We start from the raw sequence: 25,784 nt of genomic DNA on the forward strand, positions 1-25,784 counted from the left end.
GGTGAAGCGGCCACGTTTCCGCCTTTGCGAAAGGACTAGGGGAGGACGTCGCAGCGCTCATGCTGGAAGAACTGCAAAGACTTGAGCCGTTCCGCGCCGAAGTGCGCGGCTGGCTGGCGGCGAACCTGCCGTCCGACTGGCGCCGCCGCATGCTCGGCGCGAGCGAGGCGGATCACGTTGCCTTTCAGGAATGGTGGTTCGGCAAGCTCATGGCGGCGGGCTACGGCGCGCCGCACTGGCCCGCCGAATGGGGCGGCAGTGGCTTCAGCTTCGCGCAGCAGATCGTCCTCTACGAAGAGATCGCCCGCGCGGGTGCGCCTCGCCTGATCCATTACTTCGTCGCGCTGCACCACGTACCTGGCACGCTGCTGCACTGGGGCACGCAGGCCCAGCGGGAGCGGCACTTGCCCGCGGTGCTTTCGGGCAAGGAAATCTGGTGCCAGGGCTTTTCCGAGCCGAACGCCGGTTCCGACCTCGCCTCGCTGCGCACCCGCGCGGTGCGCGATGGGGACCATTACGTTGTCAACGGGCAGAAGACCTGGTCGTCGAACGCGCACCATGCGCAGTTCTCCCTGCTCTTGGCGCGCACCGATCCGGCGGCATCCAAGTCGCGCGGGATTTCGTACTTCATTCTCGACATGAAGACGCCGGGCATCACCCTGCGTCCGATCAAGCAGATGACCGGGGCCTCGCACTTCAACGAAATCTTCCTCGACGACGTGCGCATCCCGGCCGAGAACCTCGTCGGGCCGGAGCACGAGGGCTGGAAGGTGGCGCAGTCCACGCTTTCGTCCGAGCGCGGGCTGTCGATCCTCGAACTGGCCGAGCGGATGAAGCAGGGCTTCGCGCTGCTGCTTGCCGATGCGCGGGTGCCCGGCCCTGATGGCGTGCCTTACGACGATGCCGAGACCCGGCGCCGCCTCGTCGATATCCATGTGCGGATCGAGGCGCTGCGGGTGCTGGTCAACAACCAGTTGGGCGCGGTGCTGCGCGGCGAGGCGCTCGGCGTCGCGCCCTCGATCGTAAAGCTCTACTATTCCGATCTGCTGCGCGACTTCACTCATCTGGGCGTCGCGATCCGGGGGATCGAGGCGCAGCATCTGGAGGACGTGCTCATGGGTGGTCCCAACGAGACCGGCTACTGGATGCAGGACTATCTCTATTCGTGGGCGTGGACGATCTCGGGCGGAAGCTCGGAGATCCAGCGCAACATCATCGCCGAACGCGGCCTGGGGCTTCCCCGGGAACCGGCGGCGGCCTGACCCCAACTCGAGAGGCGAAAGACACACCCGCAGATGGAATTCGGATGGACCCCCGAGCAGGAAGACTACCGTCGCCGCGTGCGCGAGGCGCTGGACGAACTGCTGCCCGAAGACTGGGACGAGGTCTACGTGCCGCAGAGCTATGCGTCCGACCTCCAGGTCGATTTCTCGCGCGAATTCTGCGCTGGCCTCGCCGAGCGGGGCCTGCTGGTGCCGCACTGGCCGCGCGAGTTCGGCGGGTCGGACAGTCCGGACTGGAACCACTTCATCCTCGGCGAGGAAATGAAGGCGGCGGGCGAGCCGCGCGGCGCGCAGTACATGAACGTCAACTGGATCGGCCCGACGCTGATGCGCTACGGCACCGAGGCGCAGAAGGAGCGCCACGTGAAGGGCATCGCCGGCGGCAAGGTGATCTGGTGCCAGGGCTTTTCCGAGCCGAACGCGGGCACCGACCTTGCCGCACTGCGCACCCGGGCGGAGCTTGACGGCGATCACTACGTCGTCAACGGCTCGAAGATCTGGACGTCCTATGCGCGGCGCGCGGACTGGTGCTTCCTGCTGACGCGGACCGGGCCGGGCAAGAAGGACATCACCATCCTGCTGGTGCCGATGGACACCCCAGGCATCTCCGTCACCAGTTATCCGGGCGTCATCAAGTTCGGGCACCTCAACGAAGTCTACTTCACCGACGTGCGCGTGCCGGTGGAGAACCGCGTCGGCGCCGAGGGGCAAGCGTGGGAGATCGTCAGCCACGCCCTCGCGTTCGAGCGGGTGGGCGTGCCGCGCTATCACACCGGGCTGGATGCGCTCGACCGGGTAGTGCAGCGGCTCAAGGCCGAAGGGCGGTGGGACGGCGATCCGGTGGTGCGGGCGCGGGCCGGGCGGCTCGTCGCGCAGTTCGAATCTGCGCGGATGCTGACCTATCTCGTCGTCGACCAGCGCGTGAAGCGAGCACCGCCGAGCACCGATTCCAATCTCGCGCGGGTGATCGCGCTGGCGGCGGTAAACGAGATGATGGACTTCATCGCCGAATATACGCCCGAAGCGCTGACCGGCGGCGACCTGCTGCTGGAGGATTACTACCGCATCAACATTCCGGCGGGGATCACCGGCGGCACCAACGAGATACAGATGGACCTCGTGGCCCAGCGCGGCCTCGGGCTCCCGCGGGGGTAGGCACAGGCATCATGGACTTTGAACTGTCGGAAGACCAGCAGGCGCTGGTCTCGGCCTTGCAGGCCATTCTGGAGGACCATTCGCAGATCCCGCAGTCCGCGCGGTTCGACAGCCAGTGGTGCGACACGGACCTGCAGGCGCAACTGGAAGCCATGGGTTTCCTCGACGCCGCGCGCGACATCGGCGGGCTGGAGGGCGCGCTGGTGGTCTACGAGACGGCGCGGGCGATCGGCGCGGTCGAGACGATCGGGCGCGGCCTCGTCGCCCCGCTCGCCTGTCCGGGGCTGGAACTGTCCAGGCCGGTGGCACTGGCGCGGCGTGACGGGCTGCACCACGCGATCCGCAACCTGCCGATCGCGCACGTGCTGCTGATCGAGGATGGTGACGACGTGCTGGTGCTCGATCTGGCGGACTGCGTCGTAGAACCGGTGGAGACGATCCTCGCCTATCCCTATGGTCGCTTCGCCGCGCCGCCTGCCCTTGACGGCGCGCGGCGCTTCGCCGGAGCGGGCGAGGCGATGCGCAAGTGGTGGCGGGTGGGTCTTGCCGCCGAGATCGCCGGGGCCGCGAGCGCCGCGATCGACTTTACAGTGGATTACGTGCGCACCCGCAAGGCTTTCGGGCGGCCGATCGGCGCGTTCCAGTCGGTCCAGCACCGGCTGGTGCAGCGCCACGGCTATGCCAGGGCAGCCTACTACCTGGCGATGCGCGCGGCGTGGAGCGGGACGGCCAGTGACGCCGAAGTCGCCGCCTGCCACGCGCAGTCGGGGCTGAAGGAACTGCTGTTCGACCTCCATCAGTTCAACGGCGGCATGGGCATGACCAACGAGCATCTGCTGCACTTCTGGATCTACCGCGCCCGCGCGCTTCAGGCCGAGGCGGGCGGGCCGACCCGGGCGGCGCTGGCCATCGCGGCGGCGCGGTGGGATGATGGATTAAGCGAACCTGAGGAACGGCATCTGAGCATGGCCCGGTCATGAGCGACACCATCGAACCCAACGAACTGCGCGACAGCGTCCGCGAAGTCCTTGCCGACCATCGCGGCGACAGCTGGGCGATCCCCGGCGAGGAAGGGCGTGGGCTGGACCGGGCGCTGTGGGCGCAGATGGCGCAGCTCGGCTGGCTGGCGCTCGGCGTGCCGGAGGACGACGGCGGGCTGGGCCTTGGCATCGCGCATCTGGCGGTGCTCTACGAGGAACTGGGGCGCGAGCTGGCCCCGGTTCCGGCGCTCTCCACGCTGGCGTTGGCGGGCCTGCTGGGGGCGCACCCGGATGCGGCGGATCGTGAGGGACACCTTGCAGCCATCGTCGAGGGCACCTGCCTTGCCGCGCTGGCGCTGCCCGCGTCGCACGGCGCACTGACGCAGGAGGGGGGCAAGGTCTCCGGCTCGCTGCGCAATGTGCCGTTCGCCGATGTCGCCGATCTGCTGGCGGTGCCGGTCCGTGCCGGGCCTGACTTCGCGCTCGCCTTGATCCCGGTGGTGGCCGAGGGCGTGCATGTCGCCGCACGGCCGCTGGTGGACCTTACCCGTAGCAGCGCCGAGGTGGAATTCGCCGCCGTCTTGCTGGCGGGCTGCACCGTGCTGCCTCTTTCCGCCGCCGAATGGTCGGCGCTGGAGGACCACGCCGCCATCGCCACCGCCGCCGACGCGGTGGGGCTTGCCGGCGGGCTGTTCGAGATGACGCTGGACTACCTCAAGACGCGCGAGCAGTTCGGGCGGGCGATCGGCTCGTTCCAGGCGCTCAAGGCGCGGATGGCGGACTGGAAGGCGAAGCTGGAAGCCGCCACCGCGCTGGTGCGCCACGCCGCCGCGCAAGTGGAGGCGGGGGGGGCCGGTGCTGCCGCCTCGGGCGCGCGGGCCTATGCCGTTGAGATCGCCGCCGGGTTCGCCGAGGACGCGGTGCAATTGCATGGTGGCATCGGCTTCACCTGGGAGCACCCGTGCCACCTGTTCCTCAAGCGCGCCAAGCTGAACGAACAGCTTTACGGCAGCCCTACCTACCACAAGGAGCGCGTCGCCCGTCTCGCTTTCTGCGAAGGGGCATTCGCGCCGCACGACGCTCCCGCCCGCGCCGAACCGGCGCCTCTGTTGCAAGCCTGAGAGACCTGACATGAGCGAAACCCAGACCCAGGAACCGCAAGTGGCCGGACGGATCACCGACGGCCAGTTCCGCCTGCTCTCGGCCATGCCCGCGCTGTCCGACTGCAGGTACCCCGAAGTGCGCGACACCATCCCCGCCGATGTCTACATCGATCCGGCGCGCTATGAAGCGGAAGTGCGGCGCATCTTCCGCGCCGGGCCGACGATCGCCGCGCCGTCCGCCTTGCTGTCGGGGCCGGGCACCTTCCACCAGCTGACGCTGGCGGGCATGCCGGTGCTGCTGACGCGCAACAAGGCGGGAGAGGTCAAGGCCTTCGCCAACGTGTGCCGCCACCGCGGCATGAAGCTATGCACCGTCGAGGGCACGCAGAAGGCGCCGCGCCTCGTGTGTCCGTACCATGCCTGGACCTACAACCTCGACGGCGCGCTGATCGGCCTGCCGCGTTCGGAGACGTTCCCGGGGCTGTCGAAGGCCGATCTTGGCTTGCTGGAACTCCCCTGCGTCGAGGCGGGCGGGCTGATCTGGGTGGGGCTGGATGCCGATAACGCGCCGGACTTCTCGGGCGTGACCGGCGAACTGGCGCAGGATCTCGATGCGCTGGAGATGGGCGGGGCCTACCTTTACGACTACGCGACGTTCCCGGTGAAGGCGAACTGGAAGCTGGTCATGGATTCCATGCTCGACAGCTACCACGTCACCCGTCTTCACAAGGATTCGCTGGCGCAGTTCTCGGTCGATTCCGAGAACCAGATCGACCGCATAGGTCTGCATATCCGCAATGCCGCGCATCGCAGCAACTTCGATCCGGCGCTCGTCTCGCGCAGTCATGACGAGATGCGGCGGATGATGGTGTTTAGCTACATCGGCTTTCCCAACGGCATCATCGTCGTCAGCCCTGGCTACATCAGCCTTGGCGTGGTGCGCCCGATCGCGGTCGATGAAAGCGCGGTCGACTACTATATGCTGGCGACGGAAAAGCCCGAGACCGAAAAGGCCGAAGGCCGCCTGCGCCGCTCGATGGAACTGATGGCGCGGGTCTTCGGCGAGGAGGACTATTGGGCCGCTGCGATGTGCCATGAAGGCATCGCTTCGGGCGCGATCAAGGAAGTGAACCTCGGAGGCATGGAAGTGCAGATCCGGATGTTCCAGGATGCTGTTTCGGAGCGGCTGGCAGAGGCGTAACCCCGGTTCCGTCATTGCGAGCGAAGCGAAGCAACCCAGGGCAGCACTTCTCCGCCCTGGGTTGCTTCGCTTCGCTCGCAATGACGAAGTAGGCGGCGGTGGGCATGCCCACCGCTCGCTTCACGCGATCACCATTCCCCCGTCCACCGGCATCGAAATCCCGGTCACGAAGCTCCCACCCGGTCCCACGAGAAACACCGCCGCCGCCGCGATCTCGGACGGTTCGGCCATGCGCTCCATCGGCCGCGTACGGGTCTTGGCGAGCGCCGGGTTGGCATTGCTGGAACTCATCGCCAGCGGCGTGATCGTGGCGCCCGGCAACACCGCGTTGATCCGCACGTTATGCTCCGCGCAGTCCATCGCCGCGCCGCGCACCAGCCCGTCGATCCCCGCCTTGGATGAACAGTAGTCCGAACTCCACGGCAGCCCCTTGAGCGCCGCCGCCGAGGACACTGCGACGATCGAACCGTCGCGATAGGGCAGCATCGCCGCCACCTGATGCTTGATGCACAGGAACATGCCGCGCAGGTTGATCGCGAGGATGCGGTCGTAGTCCTCGACGGCGATCTCATGCACCGGCTTCGACATGCCGACCACGCCCGCGCAGTTGATCGCGCCGTGAAGCTGCCCGTAAGCCTCGGTCGCCGCCGCGACGAGGGCGCGCACGTCCTCCTCGCGCGAGACGTCCGTGGCGACGAACTGCGCGGTGCCTCCGGCCGCGCGGATCGCTTCGGCCTGCGCCTCGCCATCGGGGTTGCGGTCGGCGATGGTTACCGCCCAGCCTTGCGATATCAACTGGTCCACGCAGGCCTTGCCGATGCCGCTCGCACCGCCGGTTACGATTGCCGAACGCCTTTCGCCCACACGTCTCTCCATTCGCTTGATCTATCCTGTGGCTTTGGTAGGTTAGGCGATAATAGAACGCAAGGGCGATAATCGACCTTACCTACCAAGAGGAAGACCTGAAATGACGCGACTTTCACCCCCGCTGGAGCACCCCGGCCAGCTTTACATCGACGGCGCCTGGGTCGCTGCTTCGGGCAGCGAGATGATCGACGTCGTCTCTCCCGCGACCGAAGAACTCTACATGCGCGTTGCCAGCGCGCAGGCGAGCGACGTCGACCGCGCCGTCGCCGCCGCGCGCGAGGCGTTCGACAATGGGCCGTGGCCGCGCATGAGCCACGCCGAGCGCGCCGGGTACATGAATGCGATGGCCGCCGAACTGAAGCGCCGCTCCGCTGACATCGCCGCGATCTGGCCGAGCGAGATGGGCATCCTCCACTCGCTCGCCAGCGCCTACGCGCCAGGCGCGGGGCATGTCTTCAAGTACTACGCCGGACTGGCCGAGACCTACCCGTTCGAGGAGGAGCACCGTACTTTCTCGGGCGCCAAGGTAGGTCTGCTGGTACGCGAGCCGGTGGGCGTGGTGGGCGCGATCGTGCCATGGAACGGGCCGATCATGATTACCGCCTTCAAGGTCGCCCCGGCGCTGATCGCGGGCTGCACGGTGGTCATCAAGGGTTCGCCCGAGGCACCCGGCCATGCGCTGCTGATGGCGGAAGTCGCCGCTGCCGCCGGGCTGCCCAAGGGCGTCATCAACGTCGTCATCGCCGACCGCGCCGCGTCGGAGGCGCTGGTGCGCAATCCGGACGTGGACAAGATCAGCTTCACCGGCTCCAGCGCCACCGGCCGCAACATCGCCGGAATCCTTGGCGGGCGCATGGCGCGCTATACGATGGAACTGGGCGGCAAGTCGGCCGCGATCGTGCTTGACGACTATGACATCGAAACCGCCGCCAATGCACTGGCCGAACGCATGGTGGACATGAGCGGGCAGGTCTGCGCCGCGCTGACCCGCATCGTCGTGCCGGGTAACCGCGCGGACGCCATGGCCGATGCGCTGGGTGCGGCGTTCTCGAAAGTCGTCGTCGGCGATCCCTTCGATCCCGCCAGCGGCATGGGCCCCGTCGCCACGCGGGTGCAGCGCGACCGGGTGGAAGGCTACATCGCGCAGGGCAAGGCGGCCGGTTTCCGCGTCGCCGCCGGGGGAGGGCGCCCGGCGCATCTCAACCGGGGCTTCTTCATCGAGCCGACGGTGTTCGCAGGGGTAGATAACCAGTCCGTGATCGCGCAGGAGGAGATCTTCGGTCCTGTGGTTTCGGTGATCCCGGCGCGTGACGAGACGGATGCGGTGCGTATCGCCAACAATTCCAGGTTTGGCCTCAACGGCGCGGTGTTCACCAACGATGTGGACCGTGCCTATGCGGTGGCGCGACAGGTGCGGACCGGGACGGTGGGGCACAACGGCCACCTCGTCGATTTCATGATGGCGTTCGGCGGCTTCAAGCAGTCGGGCGTCGGCCGCGAGGGCGGCGTCGAGGGGCTGCACCCGTTCCTCGAAACCAAGACCATCCTGCTGGCCGACCGGCCGAGCCATCTCCCAACCGCCTGATCCTCCTGCTCCGGCAAGGGGGGCAAGCAGCGATCCGGGAACCATAACCAGCCCCGGATCGCTTCGCTCCGCAAGTCGGGACAGGTGCAGGCGAAAAAGAAGGGGCCGGACGATAACCGTCCGGCCCCTTTTTGTGTCCTGCTCCAGGCAGCTTCGGGCCGCCCTGATGGATGGTCAGTAACGATACGTGATCGAGCCGCCGAAGGTGGCCGGATCGCCGAAGCGCGCACGGGCCGACGAGGGATCGATGAAGCTGGCGACGAAGTACTTCTCGTTGAACACGTTCTTCCCGAAGATAGAGAAGTCCACATGGTCCGACGGATCGGTCCAGGTCGCCTTGAGGTTGACCAGCGTATAGGCGGGCTGGTCCAGCTGATGTGCGGGGTCGTAGTAGTACTTGCCCGAATGGAACACGTTGCCGTTCAGCACGAGGCGCCCGCCCGCAAGGTCGAAGCCGTAGTTGGCCGAAAAGCTGCCGGCGAACTTGGGCGTACGCTCTACCCGGAAGCCCGAGGCATCGACGTTGAACGCTTCGAGCGTGTCGAAGTCGCGACCCAATGCGTTCGGGAAGTCCTTGTACTTGGCGTCGGTCCAGGTCCCCGCGAGAGTGATCGAGAGATCAGGGGTGATGTCATAGGTGATGTCGCCGTCGATGCCGTAGATGCGCGCCTTGGCGGCGTTCACCGTCAGCGACTGGCCGCCCGCGCCGTAGCTGGTGACCTGGATGTCCTTGTAATCATAGTAGAAGCCCGCGATGTTGAGGCGCAGCGGCCCTTCGGCGGTCTTGTAGCCAACTTCCCAGGCGTTGATCGTCTCGGGCTTGACCGGCACCGTCGAGAATGCCGAGCCCGGCAGGCCGCCCGAACGGTAGCCCTGCGAGAACGAGGCATAGACATTCGAACGCGGCGTCATCTGGTAGCGCGCTACCGCACGGAACGAGGTGTTGTCGAACTTGGCATCGCCAGCCCCGGTGATGCCGGCTGCCTGAATATTGTAGGCGACTTGCGGCTTGTCCTTGGTGTAGCGTACGCCGCCGGTGAGGAACAACTTTTCGACCGGCTGATAGGTAACTTCGGCGAAACCGGCATAGGACTCGGTCTTGTTACGCGACTGGAACGCGTCGACGCCCTGTTCGAGCGCGTAGACATAGGTGTTGTAGTCGTAGGCATCCTTGTAATTCAGGTAGAACGCGCCGACGACCCAGTTGAGCGGACCCGAACCGTTCGAGGCCAGATTGACTTCCTGCGTGAAGGTTTTGTCGCGCACGCTCCAGTACGAGAAATTGTTCGGCGCGGACGAGGCATCGTAGTCCAGGCCCTGATCGACACCGTCCTTGCGGTACTGGGTGTAAGAGGTAAGCGTGGCGAAGCCGATGTCGAATTCGCTCTTGAGGCTGAACGAGTCCTGCTTGAAGCGCGCGTAGCCCGGCATGTCGAGCGCAACCCGCTTGGGGCTGTCGTAGCTGAACACGGTGCCGGGATAGGCATTGCCCGCCGAGATCCCGTCACGCGCGACGACCATCTGCGAGATCGGATCGTTCGAGTAGCTGTGCTGGTAGGCGGCCACGAACTTGATGCCGTCGGTCGGTTCGAACAGCGCCTTCGTGCGCACCGAGTATTTGTGGTACTTGGCGACCTTGTCGTCATTGGCGACGATGTTGGTGACGTAGCCGTCGCTGTACTCGTAATTTGCCGCGACGTTGACCGCCAGCTTGTCGCCGATCCCGGTGGTGCCGTAGAACGCGCTGGAGACGGTGTTGTACGAACCATAGCCGAAACGCACGAGCGCCGAGGGCTTGTATTCAGGGTCGCGCGTGTTGATCTGGATCGCGCCGCCGGTGGCATTGGCGCCGAACAGCGTGCCTTGCGGTCCTTTGAGGACGTTGACGCTCTCCACGCTGACAAGGTCGAAGTTGCTCGAACTCGGCGTCGGCACATAATAGCCGTCCACATAGGTCGCGATGTTCTGCGTCAGGCCGGGCAGGGCGACGACCGAGCCGACGCCGCGAATGGTCGGCAGCACGAACGTACCCGCATAATTGACGCGCAGCGAGGGCACCGCCTGCGGAAGATCGAGAACCTGTTCGATGCCGCTCTGCGCCAGTTGCTGGCTGGTGACGGCGGCGATCGAGATTGGCACGTCCTGGAGCGCTTCAGCGCGCTTCTGCGCGGTGACGACGATCTCGTTCGTGCTGGGCTGCGCTGCGGTGTCCTGCGGCTGCGTTGCCGCATCCTGCGCCCATGCGGCCTGCGGTACGGCGGCTAGCGTACCGGCGATCGCGGTGCCGACGATCAACGCCGCACGTATGCGCAGGGGCGACGACCCACGGGTAATCGATTGATGTGACACTGAACTCTCCCCTCCCACTTTGTTGTTCGATAAACGACCATGTGTTCGTTAAATCAACATTACGAAAGGGCGCCGGACCTGTCAATCTGCTTGCGACTGGCAGCAGGGGAAGATTTCATGCGCGCCGGCTTCGGCGCCATCGTCCCGGTATGCCTGCGGGAAACGGATTGACCGATATTCAGTATGTGCTTAATTGATACATATGTGCGAATAACGGACGAATGGGTTGCCCGGTTGTTGTTGCGCCATGCAGGCGCGGAACGCCGGGTGATCGCCTTTGGAGAGGTTGGAAATGGTCGATACCCAGTTGCTGGCGCAAGTTCCCGCGCATGTTCGCGCGGATCAGGTGTTCGATTACGACTACACCGGCGACAGCCGCATCCTGAGTCGGCAGGACATGGGCCTTGGTCTGCATGAATTGCACAAGACCGCGCCCGACGTGTTCTATTCCCCGCGCAACGGCGGCTTCTGGATGGTGACGCGCCTCGACATGATGTCGAAGGTGCTGTCGGATACCGAGCACTTCTCCAACCGCGTCCTGGAAATTCCGCGGATCTACAGCGACAACGTGATGATCCCGCTCAACCTCGATCCGCCGCAGCACCTGCCCTTCCGCATGGTGCTGATGCGCCACTTCGGCCCTGCGCAGATTCGCGCGATGGAGCCGGGCATTCGCGAATGGGCCAATCGCCTGATCGACGAAGTGATCGACCGGGGCGAATGCGAGTTCGGCGAGGAAGTGGGCGCGGCCTTCCCGGTTTCGGTGTTCATGCAACTGGTCGGCTGGCCGCTGGAGCGCTTCGAGGAATTCCGTGCCATCGTCCACGAATTCTTCCGCCCCGACATAGTCGCGGCGGACCGCGTGAAAGTGCAGGAGCAGATCATCGGCATCGTTGCCGAGTATTTTGAACTGCGCCGCACCCAGCCGGGCGACGACCTGTTCAGCAAGCTGCTGCAGGAGGAAGTGCGTGGTCGCAAGCTGACTACCGACGAGCTCCACTCGATCGGTTTCCTGCTTTTTATCGCGGGGCTGGACACCGTGGCCAACACGTTGGGCTTCGCGTTCAACAACCTTGCGCAGCGCCCGGACGTGCAGGAGCGGCTGCACGCGAACCCCGGCGACATCACCAGTTTCGTCGAGGAATCGCTGCGCCGCTTCTCTATCGTGCAGCAGCCGCGCATCGTGAAGAAGGACGTCGAGATGTTCGGCGCGCAGTTTAAGGTCGAGGACATGATCGTCTGCTCGCTCCCGGCAGCCGGGATGGACGAGCGGGTTAACACATCCCCTGAAACCTTCGATGTCGACCGCGAGGGGCGCAAGCATATCGCCTTCTCTACGGGGCCGCACACTTGCGTGGGCAACTTCCTTGCCCGCACCGAGATGCGCATCCTTGTCGAGGAGTGGACACGCCGCATCCCGCGCTTCCGCCGCAAGCCGGGAGCCGAGCCGCAGATCCGCACCGGCGGCGTCGCCGCGCTGTCGGACATCCGGCTGGAATGGGATTGAGCGCAGTGTCCACGAAAATCTATGAAAGCCCTGCCGCCGCGCTCGAAGGGCTGCTGTTTGACGGGATGACGATCATGTCCGGGGGCTTCGGCCTGTCGGGCAATCCGGAAAGCCTGATCCCGGAAATCCGCAAGTCGGGTGTTGGAGAACTGACGGTCATCTCGAACAACGCAGGCGCAGATCGTTTCGGGCTGTGGATGCTGCTCGAAAGCCGGCAGATCAGGAAGATGATCTCGTCCTACGTGGGTGAGAACAAGCTGTTCGAGCAGCAGCACCTGTCCGGCGAACTCGAACTGGAGTTGAATCCGCAAGGCACACTGGCGGAACGGATTCGCGCGGGCGGGGCGGGCATTCCGGCATTCTATACGAAGACCGGCGTCGGCACGGTCGTTGCCGAAGGCAAGCCGGTCGAAGTGTTCGAGGGCGAGGAATACGTGCGCGAGACCTGGCTGCGCGCCGATCTCTCGATCATCAAGGCTTGGCGGGCCGATCCGGCAGGCAACCTCGTGTTCCGCAAGACCGCACGCAACTTCAACCCGAACATGGCGACTGCGGGCAAAATGACCGTGGTCGAAGTGGAGGAGATCGTGCCCGAAGGCAGCTTTGATCCGGACTGCATCCATACTCCGGGCATATACGTGGACCGTGTGGTGCTCTCCACCGTCAACGAAAAGCGCATCGAGAAGCGCACGGTGCGCGAAAGGGAAGTGGCATGATGTTCCAGGAAACCGGGGGCTGGACCCGCGACCAGATGGCGGCCCGCGCCGCCAGGGAACTGCGCGACGGGTATTATGTGAACTTGGGCATCGGCATTCCCACGCTGGTCGCGAACCATGTCCCAAAGGGCGTGAACGTGACGTTGCAAAGCGAGAACGGCATGCTGGGCATTGGTCCGTTTCCTTATGACGAGGACGTCGACCCCGACCTGATCAACGCCGGCAAGCAGACGATCACCGCGCTGCCGACCTCCAGCTTTTTCTCTTCGGCAGACAGCTTCGCGATGATCCGGGGCGGCCATATCGACATGGCGGTGCTGGGCGCGATGGAAGTCTCGGCCAGCGGCGACCTCGCCAACTGGACGATACCCGGCAAGATGGTGAAGGGCATGGGCGGCGCGATGGACCTGGTTGCGGGCGTCAAGCGCGTGGTCGTGGTGATGGATCACGTCTCAAAGGATGGAAGCCCGAAAATTCTCCCCGAGTGTACGCTTCCGCTGACAGGCAAAGCGTGCGTCGACCTCATCGTAACCGACCTGGCGGTCATCGCGGTGGACCGGGCGAACGGAGGCCTCACCCTCGTGGAACTCGCGCCCGGCGTTACCGACGTGCAAGTGCGGGAGAAGACCGGCGCTGCTCTGGCCGTTCCGGCTGCGGCCTGATCACCTTTAAAGCCACAGGACAATCCATGCTCAGATTAATCGTCGTCGATCGAACGGGAAACGAAACCGAACTTGAAACGCGCGAAGGCGCTTCCGTAATGGAGGCGATTCGTGACGGTGGCTCCGACGAACTTCTTGCGCTGTGCGGGGGGTGCTGTTCCTGTGCTACCTGCCACGTCTTCGTCGACCCCGACTGGGAGGAGGCTCTGGGCGGGATAAGCGAGGACGAGAACGACCTTCTGGACAGTTCGGATCATCGCGGCCCGTACTCACGCCTGTCATGCCAGATTGTCATGGCGGCTGCGCTGGACGGTTTGCGCGTCACCATCGCTCCGGAGGAGTGATGCGCGAGGCCTTCATCTGCGACGCCATTCGCACGCCCATCGGCAAGCTGAACGGCGCGCTGTCCGGCATACGCGCCGACGACCTTGCTGCATTGCCGCTCAAGGCGCTGATGGAGCGCAATACGCAGGCGGATTGGGCCGCGCTTGACGACGTGATCCTCGGCTGCGCCAACCAGGCGGGCGAGGACAACCGCAACGTTGCGCGCATGGCGGTACTTCTGGCCGGGATGCCGGAGGGTGTGCCCGGCGTCACCGTCAATCGCCTGTGCTCTTCCGGACTCAATGCACTCGGAATGGCGGCGCAGGCGATCCGCAGCGGCGACGCGGACTTTGTCGTCGCGGGCGGGGCCGAAAGCATGACGCGCGCGCCCTATGTGCTGGGCAAGGCGGGTAGCGCCTTCGGCCGCGACCAGAAGATCGAGGATACGACGCTGGGCTGGCGCTTCGTCAATCCGGTCATGAAAGCCGCCTACGGCGTGGATACCATGCCGCAGACCGGAGAGAATGTTGCCGAACAGTGGCAGGTCAGCCGCGAGGAACAGGACCGCTTTGCGCTCGCCAGCCAGGAAAAGGCGGCAAGAGCGCAGGCGAGAGGTCGGTTCGCGGCAGAAATCGTTCCGGTCTCGATCCCGCAAAGGAAGGGGGAGCCGACCGTATTCTCGGCCGATGAACATCTGCGTGCAACAAGTCTCGAAGCGCTCGCCGGGCTGAAGCCGGTGGTGAAACCGAACGGCACTGTCACTGCTGGCAATGCCTCGGGCCTCAACGACGGCGCTGCGGCGATGCTGGTGGCTACGGAAGAGGCTGCTGGCCGGCACGGCCTGACACCGCGGGCGCGGGTGATCGGCATGGCAGCGGCCGGTATCGCTCCGCGCATTATGGGTGCAGGGCCGATAGAGGCTGCGCGCAAGGTGCTGGATCGCAATGGTCTGGGTGTGCATCAACTCGACGTGATCGAACTCAACGAAGCGTTCGCCAGCCAGGCTATCGCCACCCTGCGCGATCTGGAGATCGATCCGATGGACCCGCGCGTCAATCCCAACGGCGGCGCCATCGCGCTGGGCCATCCGCTAGGCATGTCCGGAGCCCGCATCGCACTTTCGGCGGTGGAGGAACTACACCGCACCGGTAGCCGTCATGCTCTGGCGTTCATGTGCATCGGGGTGGGTCAGGGCCTTGCCGTGCTGATGGAGCGGGTGTGATGGAAACCGCAGACGTAGTCATCGTGGGAGCAGGTCATGGCGGAGCGCAGTGCGCGCTTGCCCTGCGCCAGAACGGTTTCGTAGGAACCATCACCGTTATCGGGCGCGAGCCGGAGCATCCGTATGAGCGGCCGCCGCTCTCGAAGGAATATTTCGCGCGCGAGAAGACGTTCGACCGACTCTACATCCGCCCGCCGACGTTCTGGGCGGAGAAGGACGTGACCTTCAGGCTCAACACCGAGGTGACGGCGGTCGATCCGGCGACGAATACGCTGACGCTCTCGACCGGGGGCACTTTCGGTTACGGCAAGCTGGTCTGGGCGACCGGCGGCGATCCGCGCCGGCTGTCGTGCGCGGGCTCCGACCTTGCCGGCATCCACGCCGTGCGCACCCGCGAGGACTGCGACACGCTGATGGCCGAGGTCGACGCGGGGACGAAGAACATCGTCGTCATCGGCGGCGGCTACATTGGGCTCGAGGCGGCGGCGGTGCTGTCGAAGATGGGCCTCAAAGTGACCCTGCTCGAAGCGCTGCCGCGCGTGCTGGCGCGTGTGGCCGGGGAGGAGCTCTCGGAGTTCTACCAGAAGGAGCACCGGGACCACGGTGTCGATCTGCGCACCGGCGTGGCGGTCGATTGCCTGGTTGGGGACGGGCACCGGGTCACCGGCGTTCAGCTGGCGGACGGCGAAGTCCTGCCTGCCGAGGCGGTGATCGTGGGCATCGGCATCGTGCCTGCGGTTGGCCCGCTGATCGTGGCGGGTGCCTCGGGCGCGAACGGCGTGGATGTGGACGAACTGTGCCGCACCTCGCTGCCCGACATTTACGCCATCGGCGACTGTGCGGCCTTCGCCTGCGACTATGCCGGCGGCACGGTGATGCGGGTGGAATCGGTGCAGAACGCCAACGACATGGCGACCTGCGTGGCCAAGGGCATCTGCAGCGAGGAAAAGCCCTACAAGGCGTTCCCGTGGTTCTGGTCGAACCAGTACGACCTCAAGCTGCAGACGGCGGGGATCAACATGGGCTTCGACCGGACGGTGATCCGCGGCGACGTGGCGGGCCGTTCGTTCTCGGTGGTGTACCTCAAGGACGGTCGCGTGGTGGCGCTGGACTGCGTGAACATGGTCAAGGACTACGTGCAGGGCCGCAAGCTGGTGGAAGCCGGCGCCACCCCTGACGTGGAGCGCCTCGCCGACGCCAGTGTACCGCTGAACAAATTAGCGATTTCCGCAGAAGAGTCTTGATGCCGGCCTCGAAGGAAGGCACCCACATCTCCCGCTGGTCTAACGATGGTAGGAGCATTTTCCTGATATAGTTCACGGCTACTCTCAAAAGCAGAACGTCCGGACCTGAGATCGAAAACTTTGCGGCTGAACGTCTGGAAAGGGTGTGCGCCGTGCAAAGGCAGCACTTTCTAGTGGGTGAGAGGCCCACCCGGCGACGCTCCAGCCGGAAGCAACCGGGGTAGGCATGGAGGTGACGAAATGTCTGAAGCCCCCGGATAACGGTCACGTCAGTGACCGTGCGAGCTTACAGGCAGTAACGTGAGTGAACGCTGAGCAATCCTCGAATATGCTGATGTGCAGGCCGACCCGTTAACCCATACGGGGAAGATTGATATGGACGGGCGAGTTTGAGCGACGTTGAACCAGTCTGCTGCACCGGGGTAGTGGTGACAGCATGCACGCAAGGAAAGTGCACGCAACACGGAAAGCCCCATGGCGTGCCGAGTGATCGGCGACCGAACGCCCGCGAGGGAGGGAAGGGCGCGATGGGGTGGCGGAGAGGCCCGTAGTACCGAGCAAGCCGAGTAATGTCGGTGGAGGGAAGGAGCCTCAGTTCAAGATGAACGCAACAAGTGGTGAGGGGCAGGAGATTGGGTAACCTACCAACTCCGATAAGCTAGAATCGGTTACTGAACTTCAGAAATTGGGATGGGGCCGCTTCAAATTTTCACCTTCAAAGTTTGTCGGTATCGGTGGTTGTGAGCCCCCGCAACCACATCCAAGACATTCCCCAAAATTCATTCCAACACTCGGCCTCGCGCGGGCAGCATTCGCATATGCTATGTGCCCGCGACTCTCGGATCGGCATGGTGAAAAGCTGCCGCTCCGTTTTCTCCGTCATGTCTGGACCCTAACCCAAGTTGAACAGTGCTGGCAGAACATGCGGGGAACGTCAGGCGTTAAGTAGCTGATTTTGCTGGCAGTGGATTTGGCGGCAAAATGGGTCGTGCTAACAACATTTCGCCTGTGGCTGGCGGTTTGGTTTATCTTCACAGGTTCAGGTAGTAACAACCTGACCATGTATGTCGTCGAACGAGTCGCTCGCGGGCACCGCTATCTTTACCTGGTCGAGAGCGTGCGCGAGGGCAAAACCGTCCGTCAGCGCACGATCAAGGCTCTGGGCCGCAAGGATGCGCTGGCCGCGAGTGGTGAACTCGACAGGCTGGCCGCCTCGATTGCCCGCCACGCCGAACGCAGCGTCATTCTGTCCGATATCGATGCAGGCCGGATCGCAGCTCGCAGGATTGGCGGCCCGTTGCTGTTCGGGCGCCTGTGGCAGCGGCTTGGTGTCGATGCGGTACTGGAAGAGGTGCTGGAGGGCCGCCAGTTCGGCTTTGCCGTGGAGCGCGCCGTATTCGTCGCCACACTGCACCGCCTGTTCGTCTCCGGCTCGGACCGGGCCTGCCTGGACTGGATGGGGAGCTACGCCATCGACGGGAGCGAGGATCTTGCCCTCCATCACTTCTATCGCGCCATGGCCTGGCTCGGCGAGGAGATCGAGGAGAAGGCCGAAGGCGCATTGGCACCTCGCTGCGTGAAGGACGTGATCGAGGAAAAGCTGTTCGATCGCCGCCGGGACCTGTTCACCGACCTCAGTCTTGTATTCATGGATACGACGTCGCTCTCGTTCTACGGCGCCGGCGGCGACACGCTGGGACGGCGCGGTCATTCCAAGGACCACCGGCCCGAGCTTGCCCAGATGATCCTGGCCGTGGTGATCGACGCCCAGGGCCGTCCGATCTGCACAGAGATGGTCCCCGGCAACACGGCCGACGTGAAGGTGCTCATGCCGATCGTCACGCGCCTGCGCACCCGCTTTGGCATCACCCGCTCGTGCGTCGTGGCCGATCGCGGTATGATCAGCGCCGATACAATCGCCTCCCTTGAAGAGCTGGGCATGGAATACATCCTGGGTGCGCGAGAGCGCACCAGCAGCGTCATCCGCGATGTCGTGCTGAACGACACGGCCCCGATGGTGCCCCTGGTTCTCGAGCGGCAGGCAGGAGACACTCAGCTGTGGGTCAAGGAAGTGCGCGTTGGCAAAGGCGCAGATGCCCAACGCTACGTCGTCACGCTCAACGAAGCTGAGGCAAGGAAGGACAAAGCCGATCGGCAAGCGACCATCGATGGCCTCCAGACCCAGCTGAAGAAGGGTGACAAGGCCCTGGTTGGTAACTCAGCTTATCGCCGCTATCTCAAGGCCAGCGGCAAGACCTTTGAGATCGACATGGGCAAGCTTGCCGACGAGGCCCGCTACGATGGTATCAGCGTGCTGCGCACCAATGCCCGGATCACCCCGCTGCAGGCGGTCATCCGCTACCGTGACCTGCTTCAGGTCGAAGCCCTGTTCCGCGTCGCCAAGGCGAGCTTCGATACCCGTCCCATCTTCCATCAGTCCGATGCCGCTATCCGCGGCCATGTGTTTGTCTCGTTCCTCGCTCTGACGCTGGCCAAGGAACTCACCCGTCTTTGTCAGGAAAAGGGCTTCCAGCCCGAATGGCAGCCGCTCCTCAACGATCTCGATCGTCTTCAGGAAGCCACCATCGAAAAGGACGGCAAGGTCATTACCACCCGTACCCACGTCTCGGGCCAGGTGGGGAATGTCTTCAAGGCAACCGGCATCGCGCTGCCGGCCAATATCAGCGAGTTGCCACCGCAAACCTGAGCCTTTGCAAGCTCAACCGACCCCAAAAATGTAGTGGTAACACTTGCGCCTGTGCGCGCATGCCATTGAATAAATATGCATTTTCTAAAGTCACTGTCCAAGTTGGGCCTAACTGCCCGTACATCAGCTTGTAAGCCCGTGTGTCCGGTGTCAGCATTTTACTTCGAACGAAATGGATTTACCGATCGTCGGCCAGATCGGCGACACCGGGCTCCCTTCCGCCCATTCGACGGCGATCCACGTACGCCACGATCGCATCGACGACGGTGGAGCAATAGACTTCGAACTCCGTCTGGATGAAATCCTCCTTCCCCACGGCATCGAGGTATCGCCCCGAAACCCCGTACACAAAGAGCTGCGCGAGCGAATGCCAGTCCACGCCGGGCTGCCCCTGCATACCAGCGGCACGCTCCATCTCGTCGGCGAGCGTTTTCACATAGCCGGCAAGCGCCATCCGATCCCACCGATGTTTCAGGTCCGGGTTGATCCGTGATGCCGTGGCCATCAACCGGTCCAGATGGTGGTAGTCGGTCCAGCTGAAGACATCGACGAGCCTGCGCGCATATTCCTTGAGGCGTGGTTCAAGCTCGCTCGGCAGGAGGTGATTTTTCGCGCTGGCGCGTGTGTCCATCTGCTCCAGCAACTTGTCGATGACAGCAGCGATCAACGCATCCTTGCTGGTGAAGCGAGTGTATAGAGTGCCTTTCGAAACCCCGGCCGCAGCCGCAACGGCATCCATGCTGGCGACATCCGCTCCGACTTCCAAAAACAGCTCCCGCGCTGCCTTCAGGATAACCTGATCGATTTCGGCAGCGCGGGCGGCGGTGGGACGGCCCGCGCGTCCCTTGGCGGGTGCTTTCGCACGGCGCAAAGGCGAATTCCCGGAGTGATTGGTCATGTCAGGGCGATGAAATTCGTCATCCGGCGGAGCAAGCCTTGCGATCTGTCACTGCCCAGGCCAGTCCGGTCTCCAACAGGGTGACATATTCGGGCTGGCTGTAGGTTTCCGGTCGATGACCGATCGCCGAATAGAACATTCGCCCTTTTCCGATGCAGTTCATCCACGCCAGCGGATGATCCCCCATGCGCAGATCGACGTTCGTCGGGCCGACCGGATTGTAAGTGCTTTCATCCAGGCTCAGGACGATTTTCGCCCCGGCTTTGCGCGGATTCGTGCTGAACGAGTACCATTCATCGGTCATCCGCCATTCCGCCGGCAAAGCTGCCGACAACGGGTTGGTGGTGTCCACCGCGATACGCGCTTCCTGGAACTGGGGGGACATCGGATGCCCTTCAAATCGCGCGCCGATCAGTTTGTCAGCATACCAGTCCCAGAAATAGGAAGGATCGCCCGCGCTTCCGTGCACGCCCACGAAGCCGCCGCCGCTTTCCAAAAACCGGCGAAATGCCGCGCGTTGGGAGAGCGTGAGCACATCCCCGCTCACGTTGTTCCAGACGACGGCATCGAATTGCTTCAGAGTTGTCGGATTGATGGCGCCAGCCTTGTCCGTGGTGACGAGGTCCCAGCCCTTACGCTGCGCCATATCGACAAATGCTGTATGGGCGGCATTGACCGATGGCTCGTCCTTGAAACCGTTGATCTTCTCGAACAGGAGGATGTGCGGCTTTCCGGGCCGCAGCTTGAGTGCCGGCACATCGTTGTCGTATCTTGCGCAGCGTGCGAGCCGATCTTCGTCGGTTATGGGCAGCTTGCGCAACCGCGCATCGATATCGGGAAGCGCTTCTGCCTTCAGCCCCGTAAACATCGATGCAGAACGCAGAGTGAGGATTGCCGCGAAAGTCGGCGGTGTCGTGCCCACGAAACGGGGCGGCCCCTTGTCGAGAGTCTTGCCAGTCGTCGTCTCGACTATCGCTTTCGCCGAAGGGCTCAGGAGAATATCGATGAGCGGGGAATCCACGGAGAATGGAGCGTCGCGCAGCGGGCAATCCGTTACAGGCTTCGCCGCCGCCGGCGTGCTCGCCAGCCCCCCAACCATCAGCGAAAGCGCCGCAGCCAGCAGCCAACGTGACTTGCGCATCAAATTACCCCTTCCTTGAGAAACTGCACCGCATGGTCCGCCGCGCGGGCAGAAAGTGCCATGTAGGTCAGCGACGGGTTCTGGCAGCCTGACGACGACATCGCAGCGCCGTCCGTGCAGAACAGGTTCGGCACTTCGTGCGCCTGGTTATACTGATTGAGTACGGAGGTCTTGGGGTCCTTGCCCATGCGGGCCGTGCCCATCTCATGGATGCCCAGGCCAGGTACGCCCGGATCGGTCGTTTGAGAGACGACCATGCCACCTGCAGCCTCGATCAGTGCCTTGCCATCGGCCAAAATCTGGCTCGACATGGCCTTTTCATTCGGCCCCTGCACACATTCGATATGCGGGATCGCCATACCCCACTTGTCCTTGCGGCTGGTATTCAGCGTCACGCGGTTGTCGGGATTGGGCAGCATTTCGCCGAAACCGGAAATGTAGGCGAGCCACGGGCCGATCTTGCGCGCGGCCGCCTTAAGGTCTGCGCCAATCACGCCCGGCTGCATTCCCATGGCCCGACCGTCCAATCGCATTATGCCGCCCTGATAACCGTAGCCGCGAACATAGCCATCGGCCTGTTCGGTAACGTTGCGATAACGCGGAATGTAGATGCCGGTCGGCCGCCTTCCCTTATAGTAACTGTCCTTGGGGCCGGGAAACAGGCCTGCGGTAGACAGCGAATAGATGTGGTCCATCAGGTTGCGGCCGACCTGATCCGAACCGTTGGCAAGCCCGCGCGGATTGGCTTCATTCGCGGAATTGAGGAGAATGACGGCCGATGCGATGGCCGAGGCATTGAGGAAGACGACTTTGGCCTCGTACGTGGTGCCCGCCTTGGTGTTCCGGTCGATCACGCGCACGCCGGTGGCTTTGCCAGTCTTGGGGTCCTGAATGATCGAATGGACGATCGCGTCGGTGACTAGCGTAAGGTTGCCCGTTCGCTCAGCGGCGGGAAGAGACGAGGTCAGTGTGGAATGCATCGCTCCGAAGCTGCAGCCCCGGTCGCATATCGAGCGGTTCTGACAGGAGTTGCGGCCCAGTTCTTCATGCCAAGGCTGAGCGACTGACAGATTGGCATTGCGTCCGATGATGACCTTGCGGCCTTCGAACTTCGCCTCGACCACCGCTTTGCTTTGCTTTTCGGCATCGTTCATTTCCCAGCCAGGCAGAAATTCGCCGTCGGGGAGCTGAGGCAACCCTTCCTTCGTACCCGCCACACCGATGAACTTTTCGACATGGTCGTACCAAGGTTTGAGATCGTCGTAACGAATGGGCCAATCGCAGCCGTGCCCGTCCTTCGCGTTTGCCTCGAAGTCGATGTCCGACAGACGATAGGCCTGCCGCCCCCACATGATGGATCGCCCGCCGACGTGGTAGCCGCGGATCCAGCTGAAAGGTTTTCCTTCCGGGGTGGAATAGGGGTGATCGCTGTCCTTGACCCAGAACTTCTTCGTCGCCTCGCTGAAAGCATAGCACTGGCTCTGAACGTAGTAGTCGTTCTGGGCCTCGTCCTCGGGCACCATGTTGTTGTTGGGAAACTCCCACGGCATCAGGGTATCGGTGTAGTCCGTGGCCGGATCTACGTTGTTGCCTCTTTCCAGCATGAGGACCTTGAGCCCACGCTCACAGAGTTCCTTGGCGGCAATCCCGCCGCTCATGCCCGAACCGATGACGATCGCGTCAAACATCTATCGATCTCCGTTTAGAACAGGCCAGGACTTCCGAACGGGCGCGTGTTTGGTGTGATCTTGATCGAAGGCTCCCAGGGGCCCGGCACATGCTCGTAGACAAGTTCCTGCGTGAGCCCGACCTCGGAACCGTAGTAGAGCGAGACGATCAGATCTTTGAGCCTTGCGTAATGGGGATCGACCACCGAGGGCAGGGCCTTGAGAGCGGCGAGACCGGTCAGCTTCTCCTTGCGGGGCACCGGCTTGAGTGCGGCTGTATCGTAAGTTTTCAGAAATGCCGTGCGTTCATCGCGGGAGAGCGCGGCAAAACCCTTGCCCCCGGCCTGTATGGCCCCGCGGTCGACGGCCTCGATCGCACCGATGAGCGCCTCTTGGCTTTCCGTCGACGCCCAGTGCTGGAGCAATCCGTCAAACATCGCGGGCACACCTGCACCCACGGCGCCCGGCGTGTCGGTCGCGGGTACCATTGTGTCGCAGACGGCCTCCAGCACGCTGAAATTTGCCGCAGACAATGCGGACTCATTCTTGAGCGCCGCCCCAAACACTTCGGCCGGAACGATACTGGCGCCGATCAGCAGCGCTATCCTTCCAAGCAGGAAGCGGCGATCCATCGGAAATGCATCTGTCAAAGTGCGTTCTCCCAACTCTGCTGGAATACGTCAAAGCCGTCTCAAGGCCGGGCTTCATCACCGCATTCACTGCCCGTTTGGCGCGCCGTCCAGACCACGGCATTCGTCAGCAGGCGGACATATTCGGCTTGGCGGAATGCCTCGGGCTGATGGCCCAGCGCCGAGTAGAGGGCGCGGCCCTTGCCCACACAATGCCACCAGACAACGGGATGATCGGTGCCCATGCGCAGATCCTTCCCGAACATGCCCTCGGGATTGTAGGTGCGCTCATCGACCGTCATCAGGACATGGTATCCTTTCAGACGAGGCGATGCCGAAAACGAGTACCATTCCTCGTTATGCCTCCAACTAGGCGGTAATCCGGCCAGCACTGGGCTGGCGCGATCCTCAAGATTGACGGTCGCGGTCTGGAACTGGGGAGACATGGTGTGCATGGTGAACCTCGCACCGATCAGATCATCGGCGTACCAGGGCCAGGCTTCGTGCGAATTGTCCCCTGCAGCATGAAGCCCGACGAACCCGCCACCGTCTTTGACGAATGTCTCGAACGCCAATCGCTGATCCGGGGTAAAGACATCCCCGCTCACATTATTGAAGACCACGGCATCAAAGCGAGAGAGAATGTCAGGGCGAAACGCCGCGCCGTTCTCGGTCTGGAAATAGCCCCACCCTTTGTCGCGCGCGATCTGCCGGAACAACGAATTGGCTGCCGGGATGGCATCCGCATGGCGGAAGGCATTCGTCTTAGAAAAGACCAGGATCGCTGGCCTTGGCAAATTGGCCGGGAGTTGCGGCGGCTGTGTTTCGTAGACCTTCACGCCGCCCAGGAACACGCGCTGGATCGTGTCACGGTAGCGGAATGCCTGAATCGCAAGAATGGCCAAAAGCAATCCAACGACGATGACAATGCCGCGTACGATCTTGCGGATCATTTGCCGCTCCCTTGATTACGAGCTGATCAGGCCTTCCTGTCGCCAGAAAGCTGATGATGGCGGCCCGCCGCGCGAGATCTTTGCGAAGAATTGCCGCCGTCGTGCAGACTGATCATGTCAGGATTGGAGTTCAGGCTTCATCTGGGAGGCACAGACCCAATACGCCGGTTCCGAAGATCTAACGACCGTCGCTGAATGACTGCCTCGCCTGTAGCGGACCTTCTCATGGCATCTCCCATCGGCGCTCTTGCGGCGCTCGTCGCTTCGATCGATATTTATTCGAACCAGCAAGTTCGATTAAGCCAGTTCGCGAAGACGTGGTCAACGCTTCATTGCAAAGGTGCGGCGCCGATCGCCTTGATAGCGATCAGGACCTCGCGAACGTCCGCCAGTTTCGACCCGGATTGCTCGAGCAGCTGGCGGAAGCATCGCCCAAGCGAAACTGAATACGCGATTGAACTGAAGGCGACTTCCGGTCGATCGGGTAGACCTGCAAGGCCGTTACAGCGTTCTCTAACGTTGCAAAACGGGAATGCTTTCGGCATCTATATATGCCTCCTTACGACGTGCCGTTTGTTATAGAGGGCAACGCATGCGTGCACCGCTGTTGATGTTAGCGCTGGTAGCGAGCGGATTTGTCATCTTGCCGATGGATCAGGCTCAGGCGGACAAACATACCGACAAAGACAAGGCAAAGTGCGCGAGTTACGGCTTCAAAGAGGGGACGGATGCATTTGCAAATTGCGTGATGCAACGCTCGATGAAGCAGGAACAGCAACAGCCCGATCACGACACGCTTGTTCGCCGATATCGGGATCGCAGCATGGCCCGGCGCGGCGATGATCGCTATCCTGTCTGCACTGCTGCCATGATGGATAACGAACTCGACACGTCGATCGGTAAATGGGTCGGCCCTAATTGTCAGATGGCGCCTGATTAAGGCGCAAATCCGCTCGCGCATAACCGTTTTACGTGCGACATTCTGATCAGTTGATCTTGAGAAACCCGCCGAGCCGCTTGATGGGCAGGCGAGCGGATCACCCTCCAATCTCTCTTCAGAACGGTGCCAGTCGCTACGGTGTTGCCAACTCAGCGGCCTTGTTCCTGGCGCACAGTGTCATGGACGAGCCTCTCACCCGCCGCGAAGGAACGCCCTTGCACGCCGCAACGGTCCGCAGCCGGGGCCGCGACCGCGTGGCTGAGATCCTTGCCCAGCCCGACATGCTCAGCGCCGAGGATTTTGCCAAGCATCTCGGTACTACCCGCGCGACGATAAACACCAAGCGCGTGGGCAAGCAGGTCCTCGGCCTGCAGGGCGCGACCCGTGGCTATCGCTATCCGGCCTGGCAGATCGACGAAGAGGGGCGACCGTTCCAAGTCGCTGGCCAGTCAGGAAGGCAGCTATATCTCTGGCGAAGTCTACGGCATGACGGGCGCCGCCGCCATCGCCGGATCTGAATCCGCACCGAACCGATGCCCACTGCCCCGAACGGCCAGGTTGGCTGCGGGCCGCCGAAAAAGAACCCGCCATTCGGGCGCGATCGAAGCGGGTGAACGTCCCGGGATCGACCGATCCGGACCGCCGATGGCG

The 25,784-nt window shown here is 63.3% G+C and carries 23 protein-coding genes; 15 read left to right on the forward strand and 8 right to left on the reverse strand.

From position 1 onward, the window contains the following. Window positions 1-59 precede the first annotated feature (59 nt). From WBP06_RS27290 to WBP06_RS27310, 5 genes are read left to right on the forward strand one after another with little or no spacing between them, the layout of a single operon-like run. Window positions 60-1,262, forward strand: coding sequence for an acyl-CoA dehydrogenase family protein (locus tag WBP06_RS27290; protein ID WP_395335713.1), 1,203 nt, complete (start codon window positions 60-62; stop codon window positions 1,260-1,262). A 33-nt stretch (window positions 1,263-1,295) separates the two neighbouring features. Then, window positions 1,296-2,438, forward strand: a complete 1,143-nt coding sequence (locus tag WBP06_RS27295; RefSeq protein WP_395335715.1) for an acyl-CoA dehydrogenase family protein — start codon at window positions 1,296-1,298, stop codon at window positions 2,436-2,438. A gap of 11 nt (window positions 2,439-2,449) precedes the next feature. Beyond that, window positions 2,450-3,418 carry an acyl-CoA dehydrogenase family protein gene (locus tag WBP06_RS27300; RefSeq protein WP_395335717.1) on the forward strand — a complete coding sequence of 323 codons (969 nt, stop codon included), beginning with the start codon at window positions 2,450-2,452 and terminating at the stop codon, window positions 3,416-3,418. Next, window positions 3,415-4,539 carry an acyl-CoA dehydrogenase family protein gene (locus tag WBP06_RS27305; RefSeq protein ID WP_395335719.1) on the forward strand — a complete coding sequence of 375 codons (1,125 nt, stop codon included), beginning with the start codon at window positions 3,415-3,417 and terminating at the stop codon, window positions 4,537-4,539. Before WBP06_RS27300 ends, WBP06_RS27305 begins: the two co-directional genes overlap by 4 nt. 10 nt (window positions 4,540-4,549) lie before the next feature. Next, complete coding sequence (locus tag WBP06_RS27310; RefSeq protein ID WP_395335722.1) at window positions 4,550-5,722, forward strand: SRPBCC family protein; 1,173 nt, start codon at window positions 4,550-4,552, stop codon at window positions 5,720-5,722. A 120-nt stretch (window positions 5,723-5,842) separates the two neighbouring features. Here WBP06_RS27310 and WBP06_RS27315 read toward each other — a convergent pair whose 3' ends face one another. Beyond that, window positions 5,843-6,598, reverse strand: coding sequence for an SDR family NAD(P)-dependent oxidoreductase (locus WBP06_RS27315; RefSeq protein WP_395335724.1), 756 nt, complete (start codon window positions 6,596-6,598; stop codon window positions 5,843-5,845). 91 nt (window positions 6,599-6,689) lie between these two features. Between WBP06_RS27315 and WBP06_RS27320 the strand changes: the two genes are divergently transcribed. Next, window positions 6,690-8,174, forward strand: a complete 1,485-nt coding sequence (locus WBP06_RS27320; RefSeq protein WP_395335727.1) for an aldehyde dehydrogenase — start codon at window positions 6,690-6,692, stop codon at window positions 8,172-8,174. 174 nt (window positions 8,175-8,348) lie between these two features. Here WBP06_RS27320 and WBP06_RS27325 read toward each other — a convergent pair whose 3' ends face one another. Further along, complete coding sequence (locus WBP06_RS27325; protein WP_395335730.1) at window positions 8,349-10,523, reverse strand: TonB-dependent receptor; 2,175 nt, start codon at window positions 10,521-10,523, stop codon at window positions 8,349-8,351. Between the two features lie 292 nt (window positions 10,524-10,815). On the opposite strand from WBP06_RS27325, the gene WBP06_RS27330 reads away from it, so the two are divergent. The 7 genes from WBP06_RS27330 to WBP06_RS27360 all read left to right on the forward strand — a co-directional run bounded on the left by WBP06_RS27330 (window position 10,816) and on the right by WBP06_RS27360 (window position 18,905). Beyond that, window positions 10,816-12,030, forward strand: a complete 1,215-nt coding sequence (locus tag WBP06_RS27330; protein WP_395335732.1) for a cytochrome P450 — start codon at window positions 10,816-10,818, stop codon at window positions 12,028-12,030. Between the two features lie 5 nt (window positions 12,031-12,035). Further along, the gene (locus tag WBP06_RS27335) at window positions 12,036-12,746 is read left to right on the forward strand and encodes a CoA transferase subunit A (protein ID WP_395335734.1); all 711 of its coding nucleotides are present in this window, start codon (window positions 12,036-12,038) and stop codon (window positions 12,744-12,746) included. Continuing rightward, a complete protein-coding gene (locus WBP06_RS27340) occupies window positions 12,743-13,408 on the forward strand; it encodes a 3-oxoacid CoA-transferase subunit B (protein WP_395335737.1) in 666 nt (221 codons plus the stop codon). The genes WBP06_RS27335 and WBP06_RS27340 overlap by 4 nt, the downstream gene beginning before the upstream one ends. A 26-nt stretch (window positions 13,409-13,434) precedes the next feature. Beyond that, window positions 13,435-13,752 (forward strand): ferredoxin, encoded by a 318-nt coding sequence (locus WBP06_RS27345; RefSeq protein ID WP_395335740.1) that lies wholly within the window; start codon window positions 13,435-13,437, stop codon window positions 13,750-13,752. Further along, window positions 13,752-14,954: a 3-oxoadipyl-CoA thiolase gene (gene pcaF / locus WBP06_RS27350; protein ID WP_395335742.1), complete on the forward strand. Its 1,203-nt coding sequence runs from the start codon at window positions 13,752-13,754 to the stop codon at window positions 14,952-14,954. The genes WBP06_RS27345 and pcaF overlap by 1 nt, the downstream gene beginning before the upstream one ends. Further along, window positions 14,954-16,198 (forward strand): NAD(P)/FAD-dependent oxidoreductase, encoded by a 1,245-nt coding sequence (locus WBP06_RS27355; RefSeq protein ID WP_395335745.1) that lies wholly within the window; start codon window positions 14,954-14,956, stop codon window positions 16,196-16,198. Before pcaF ends, WBP06_RS27355 begins: the two co-directional genes overlap by 1 nt. A 964-nt stretch (window positions 16,199-17,162) precedes the next feature. Further along, a complete protein-coding gene (locus tag WBP06_RS27360) occupies window positions 17,163-18,905 on the forward strand; it encodes an IS1634 family transposase (RefSeq protein WP_395337553.1) in 1,743 nt (580 codons plus the stop codon). Window positions 18,906-19,083: 178 nt separating this feature from the next. Here the strand turns inward: WBP06_RS27360 and WBP06_RS27365 are convergent, their stop codons facing one another. The 6 genes from WBP06_RS27365 to WBP06_RS27390 all read right to left on the reverse strand — a co-directional run bounded on the left by WBP06_RS27365 (window position 19,084) and on the right by WBP06_RS27390 (window position 24,738). Next, window positions 19,084-19,803: a TetR/AcrR family transcriptional regulator gene (locus WBP06_RS27365; RefSeq protein WP_395335748.1), complete on the reverse strand. Its 720-nt coding sequence runs from the start codon at window positions 19,801-19,803 to the stop codon at window positions 19,084-19,086. Between the two features lie 19 nt (window positions 19,804-19,822). Continuing rightward, window positions 19,823-20,944, reverse strand: a complete 1,122-nt coding sequence (locus WBP06_RS27370; RefSeq protein WP_395335750.1) for a ThuA domain-containing protein — start codon at window positions 20,942-20,944, stop codon at window positions 19,823-19,825. Next, on the reverse strand, window positions 20,944-22,632 hold the full coding sequence (locus tag WBP06_RS27375) for a GMC oxidoreductase (protein WP_395335753.1): 1,689 nt from the start codon (window positions 22,630-22,632) through the stop codon (window positions 20,944-20,946). The genes WBP06_RS27370 and WBP06_RS27375 overlap by 1 nt, the downstream gene beginning before the upstream one ends. A gap of 14 nt (window positions 22,633-22,646) precedes the next feature. Further along, complete coding sequence (locus WBP06_RS27380; protein WP_395335755.1) at window positions 22,647-23,261, reverse strand: gluconate 2-dehydrogenase subunit 3 family protein; 615 nt, start codon at window positions 23,259-23,261, stop codon at window positions 22,647-22,649. A gap of 41 nt (window positions 23,262-23,302) precedes the next feature. Continuing rightward, window positions 23,303-24,193 (reverse strand): ThuA domain-containing protein, encoded by an 891-nt coding sequence (locus WBP06_RS27385; RefSeq protein ID WP_395335758.1) that lies wholly within the window; start codon window positions 24,191-24,193, stop codon window positions 23,303-23,305. 329 nt (window positions 24,194-24,522) lie between these two features. After that, a complete protein-coding gene (locus WBP06_RS27390) occupies window positions 24,523-24,738 on the reverse strand; it encodes a hypothetical protein (protein ID WP_395335760.1) in 216 nt (71 codons plus the stop codon). A 47-nt stretch (window positions 24,739-24,785) separates the two neighbouring features. Here WBP06_RS27390 and WBP06_RS27395 point away from each other — a divergent pair, with 47 nt between their 5' ends. Both WBP06_RS27395 and WBP06_RS27400 read left to right on the forward strand, forming a co-directional pair. Beyond that, window positions 24,786-25,133 (forward strand): hypothetical protein, encoded by a 348-nt coding sequence (locus tag WBP06_RS27395; protein WP_395335763.1) that lies wholly within the window; start codon window positions 24,786-24,788, stop codon window positions 25,131-25,133. Window positions 25,134-25,312: 179 nt separating this feature from the next. After that, a complete protein-coding gene (locus WBP06_RS27400) occupies window positions 25,313-25,651 on the forward strand; it encodes a hypothetical protein (protein ID WP_395335765.1) in 339 nt (112 codons plus the stop codon). Window positions 25,652-25,784 lie beyond the last annotated feature (133 nt).

This window comes from Novosphingobium mississippiense (assembly GCF_044029535.1).
Taxonomy (GTDB): domain Bacteria; phylum Pseudomonadota; class Alphaproteobacteria; order Sphingomonadales; family Sphingomonadaceae; genus Novosphingobium.

Coding starts and splice junctions, on each gene's coding strand:
- WBP06_RS27385 (WP_395335758.1), bottom strand. CDS start 24,193: ATGATCCGCAAGATCGTACGCGGCATTGTCATCGTCGTTGGATTGCTT.
- WBP06_RS27390 (WP_395335760.1), bottom strand. CDS start 24,738: ATGCCGAAAGCATTCCCGTTTTGCAACGTTAGAGAACGCTGTAACGGC.
- WBP06_RS27375 (WP_395335753.1), bottom strand. CDS start 22,632: ATGTTTGACGCGATCGTCATCGGTTCGGGCATGAGCGGCGGGATTGCC.
- WBP06_RS27310 (WP_395335722.1), top strand. CDS start 4,550: ATGAGCGAAACCCAGACCCAGGAACCGCAAGTGGCCGGACGGATCACC.
- WBP06_RS27315 (WP_395335724.1), bottom strand. CDS start 6,598: ATGGAGAGACGTGTGGGCGAAAGGCGTTCGGCAATCGTAACCGGCGGT.
- WBP06_RS27395 (WP_395335763.1), top strand. CDS start 24,786: ATGCGTGCACCGCTGTTGATGTTAGCGCTGGTAGCGAGCGGATTTGTC.
- WBP06_RS27345 (WP_395335740.1), top strand. CDS start 13,435: ATGCTCAGATTAATCGTCGTCGATCGAACGGGAAACGAAACCGAACTT.
- WBP06_RS27330 (WP_395335732.1), top strand. CDS start 10,816: ATGGTCGATACCCAGTTGCTGGCGCAAGTTCCCGCGCATGTTCGCGCG.
- WBP06_RS27305 (WP_395335719.1), top strand. CDS start 3,415: ATGAGCGACACCATCGAACCCAACGAACTGCGCGACAGCGTCCGCGAA.
- WBP06_RS27300 (WP_395335717.1), top strand. CDS start 2,450: ATGGACTTTGAACTGTCGGAAGACCAGCAGGCGCTGGTCTCGGCCTTG.
- WBP06_RS27290 (WP_395335713.1), top strand. CDS start 60: ATGCTGGAAGAACTGCAAAGACTTGAGCCGTTCCGCGCCGAAGTGCGC.
- WBP06_RS27320 (WP_395335727.1), top strand. CDS start 6,690: ATGACGCGACTTTCACCCCCGCTGGAGCACCCCGGCCAGCTTTACATC.
- WBP06_RS27370 (WP_395335750.1), bottom strand. CDS start 20,944: ATGCGCAAGTCACGTTGGCTGCTGGCTGCGGCGCTTTCGCTGATGGTT.
- WBP06_RS27365 (WP_395335748.1), bottom strand. CDS start 19,803: ATGACCAATCACTCCGGGAATTCGCCTTTGCGCCGTGCGAAAGCACCC.
- pcaF (WP_395335742.1), top strand. CDS start 13,752: ATGCGCGAGGCCTTCATCTGCGACGCCATTCGCACGCCCATCGGCAAG.
- WBP06_RS27295 (WP_395335715.1), top strand. CDS start 1,296: ATGGAATTCGGATGGACCCCCGAGCAGGAAGACTACCGTCGCCGCGTG.
- WBP06_RS27400 (WP_395335765.1), top strand. CDS start 25,313: ATGGACGAGCCTCTCACCCGCCGCGAAGGAACGCCCTTGCACGCCGCA.
- WBP06_RS27340 (WP_395335737.1), top strand. CDS start 12,743: ATGATGTTCCAGGAAACCGGGGGCTGGACCCGCGACCAGATGGCGGCC.
- WBP06_RS27355 (WP_395335745.1), top strand. CDS start 14,954: ATGGAAACCGCAGACGTAGTCATCGTGGGAGCAGGTCATGGCGGAGCG.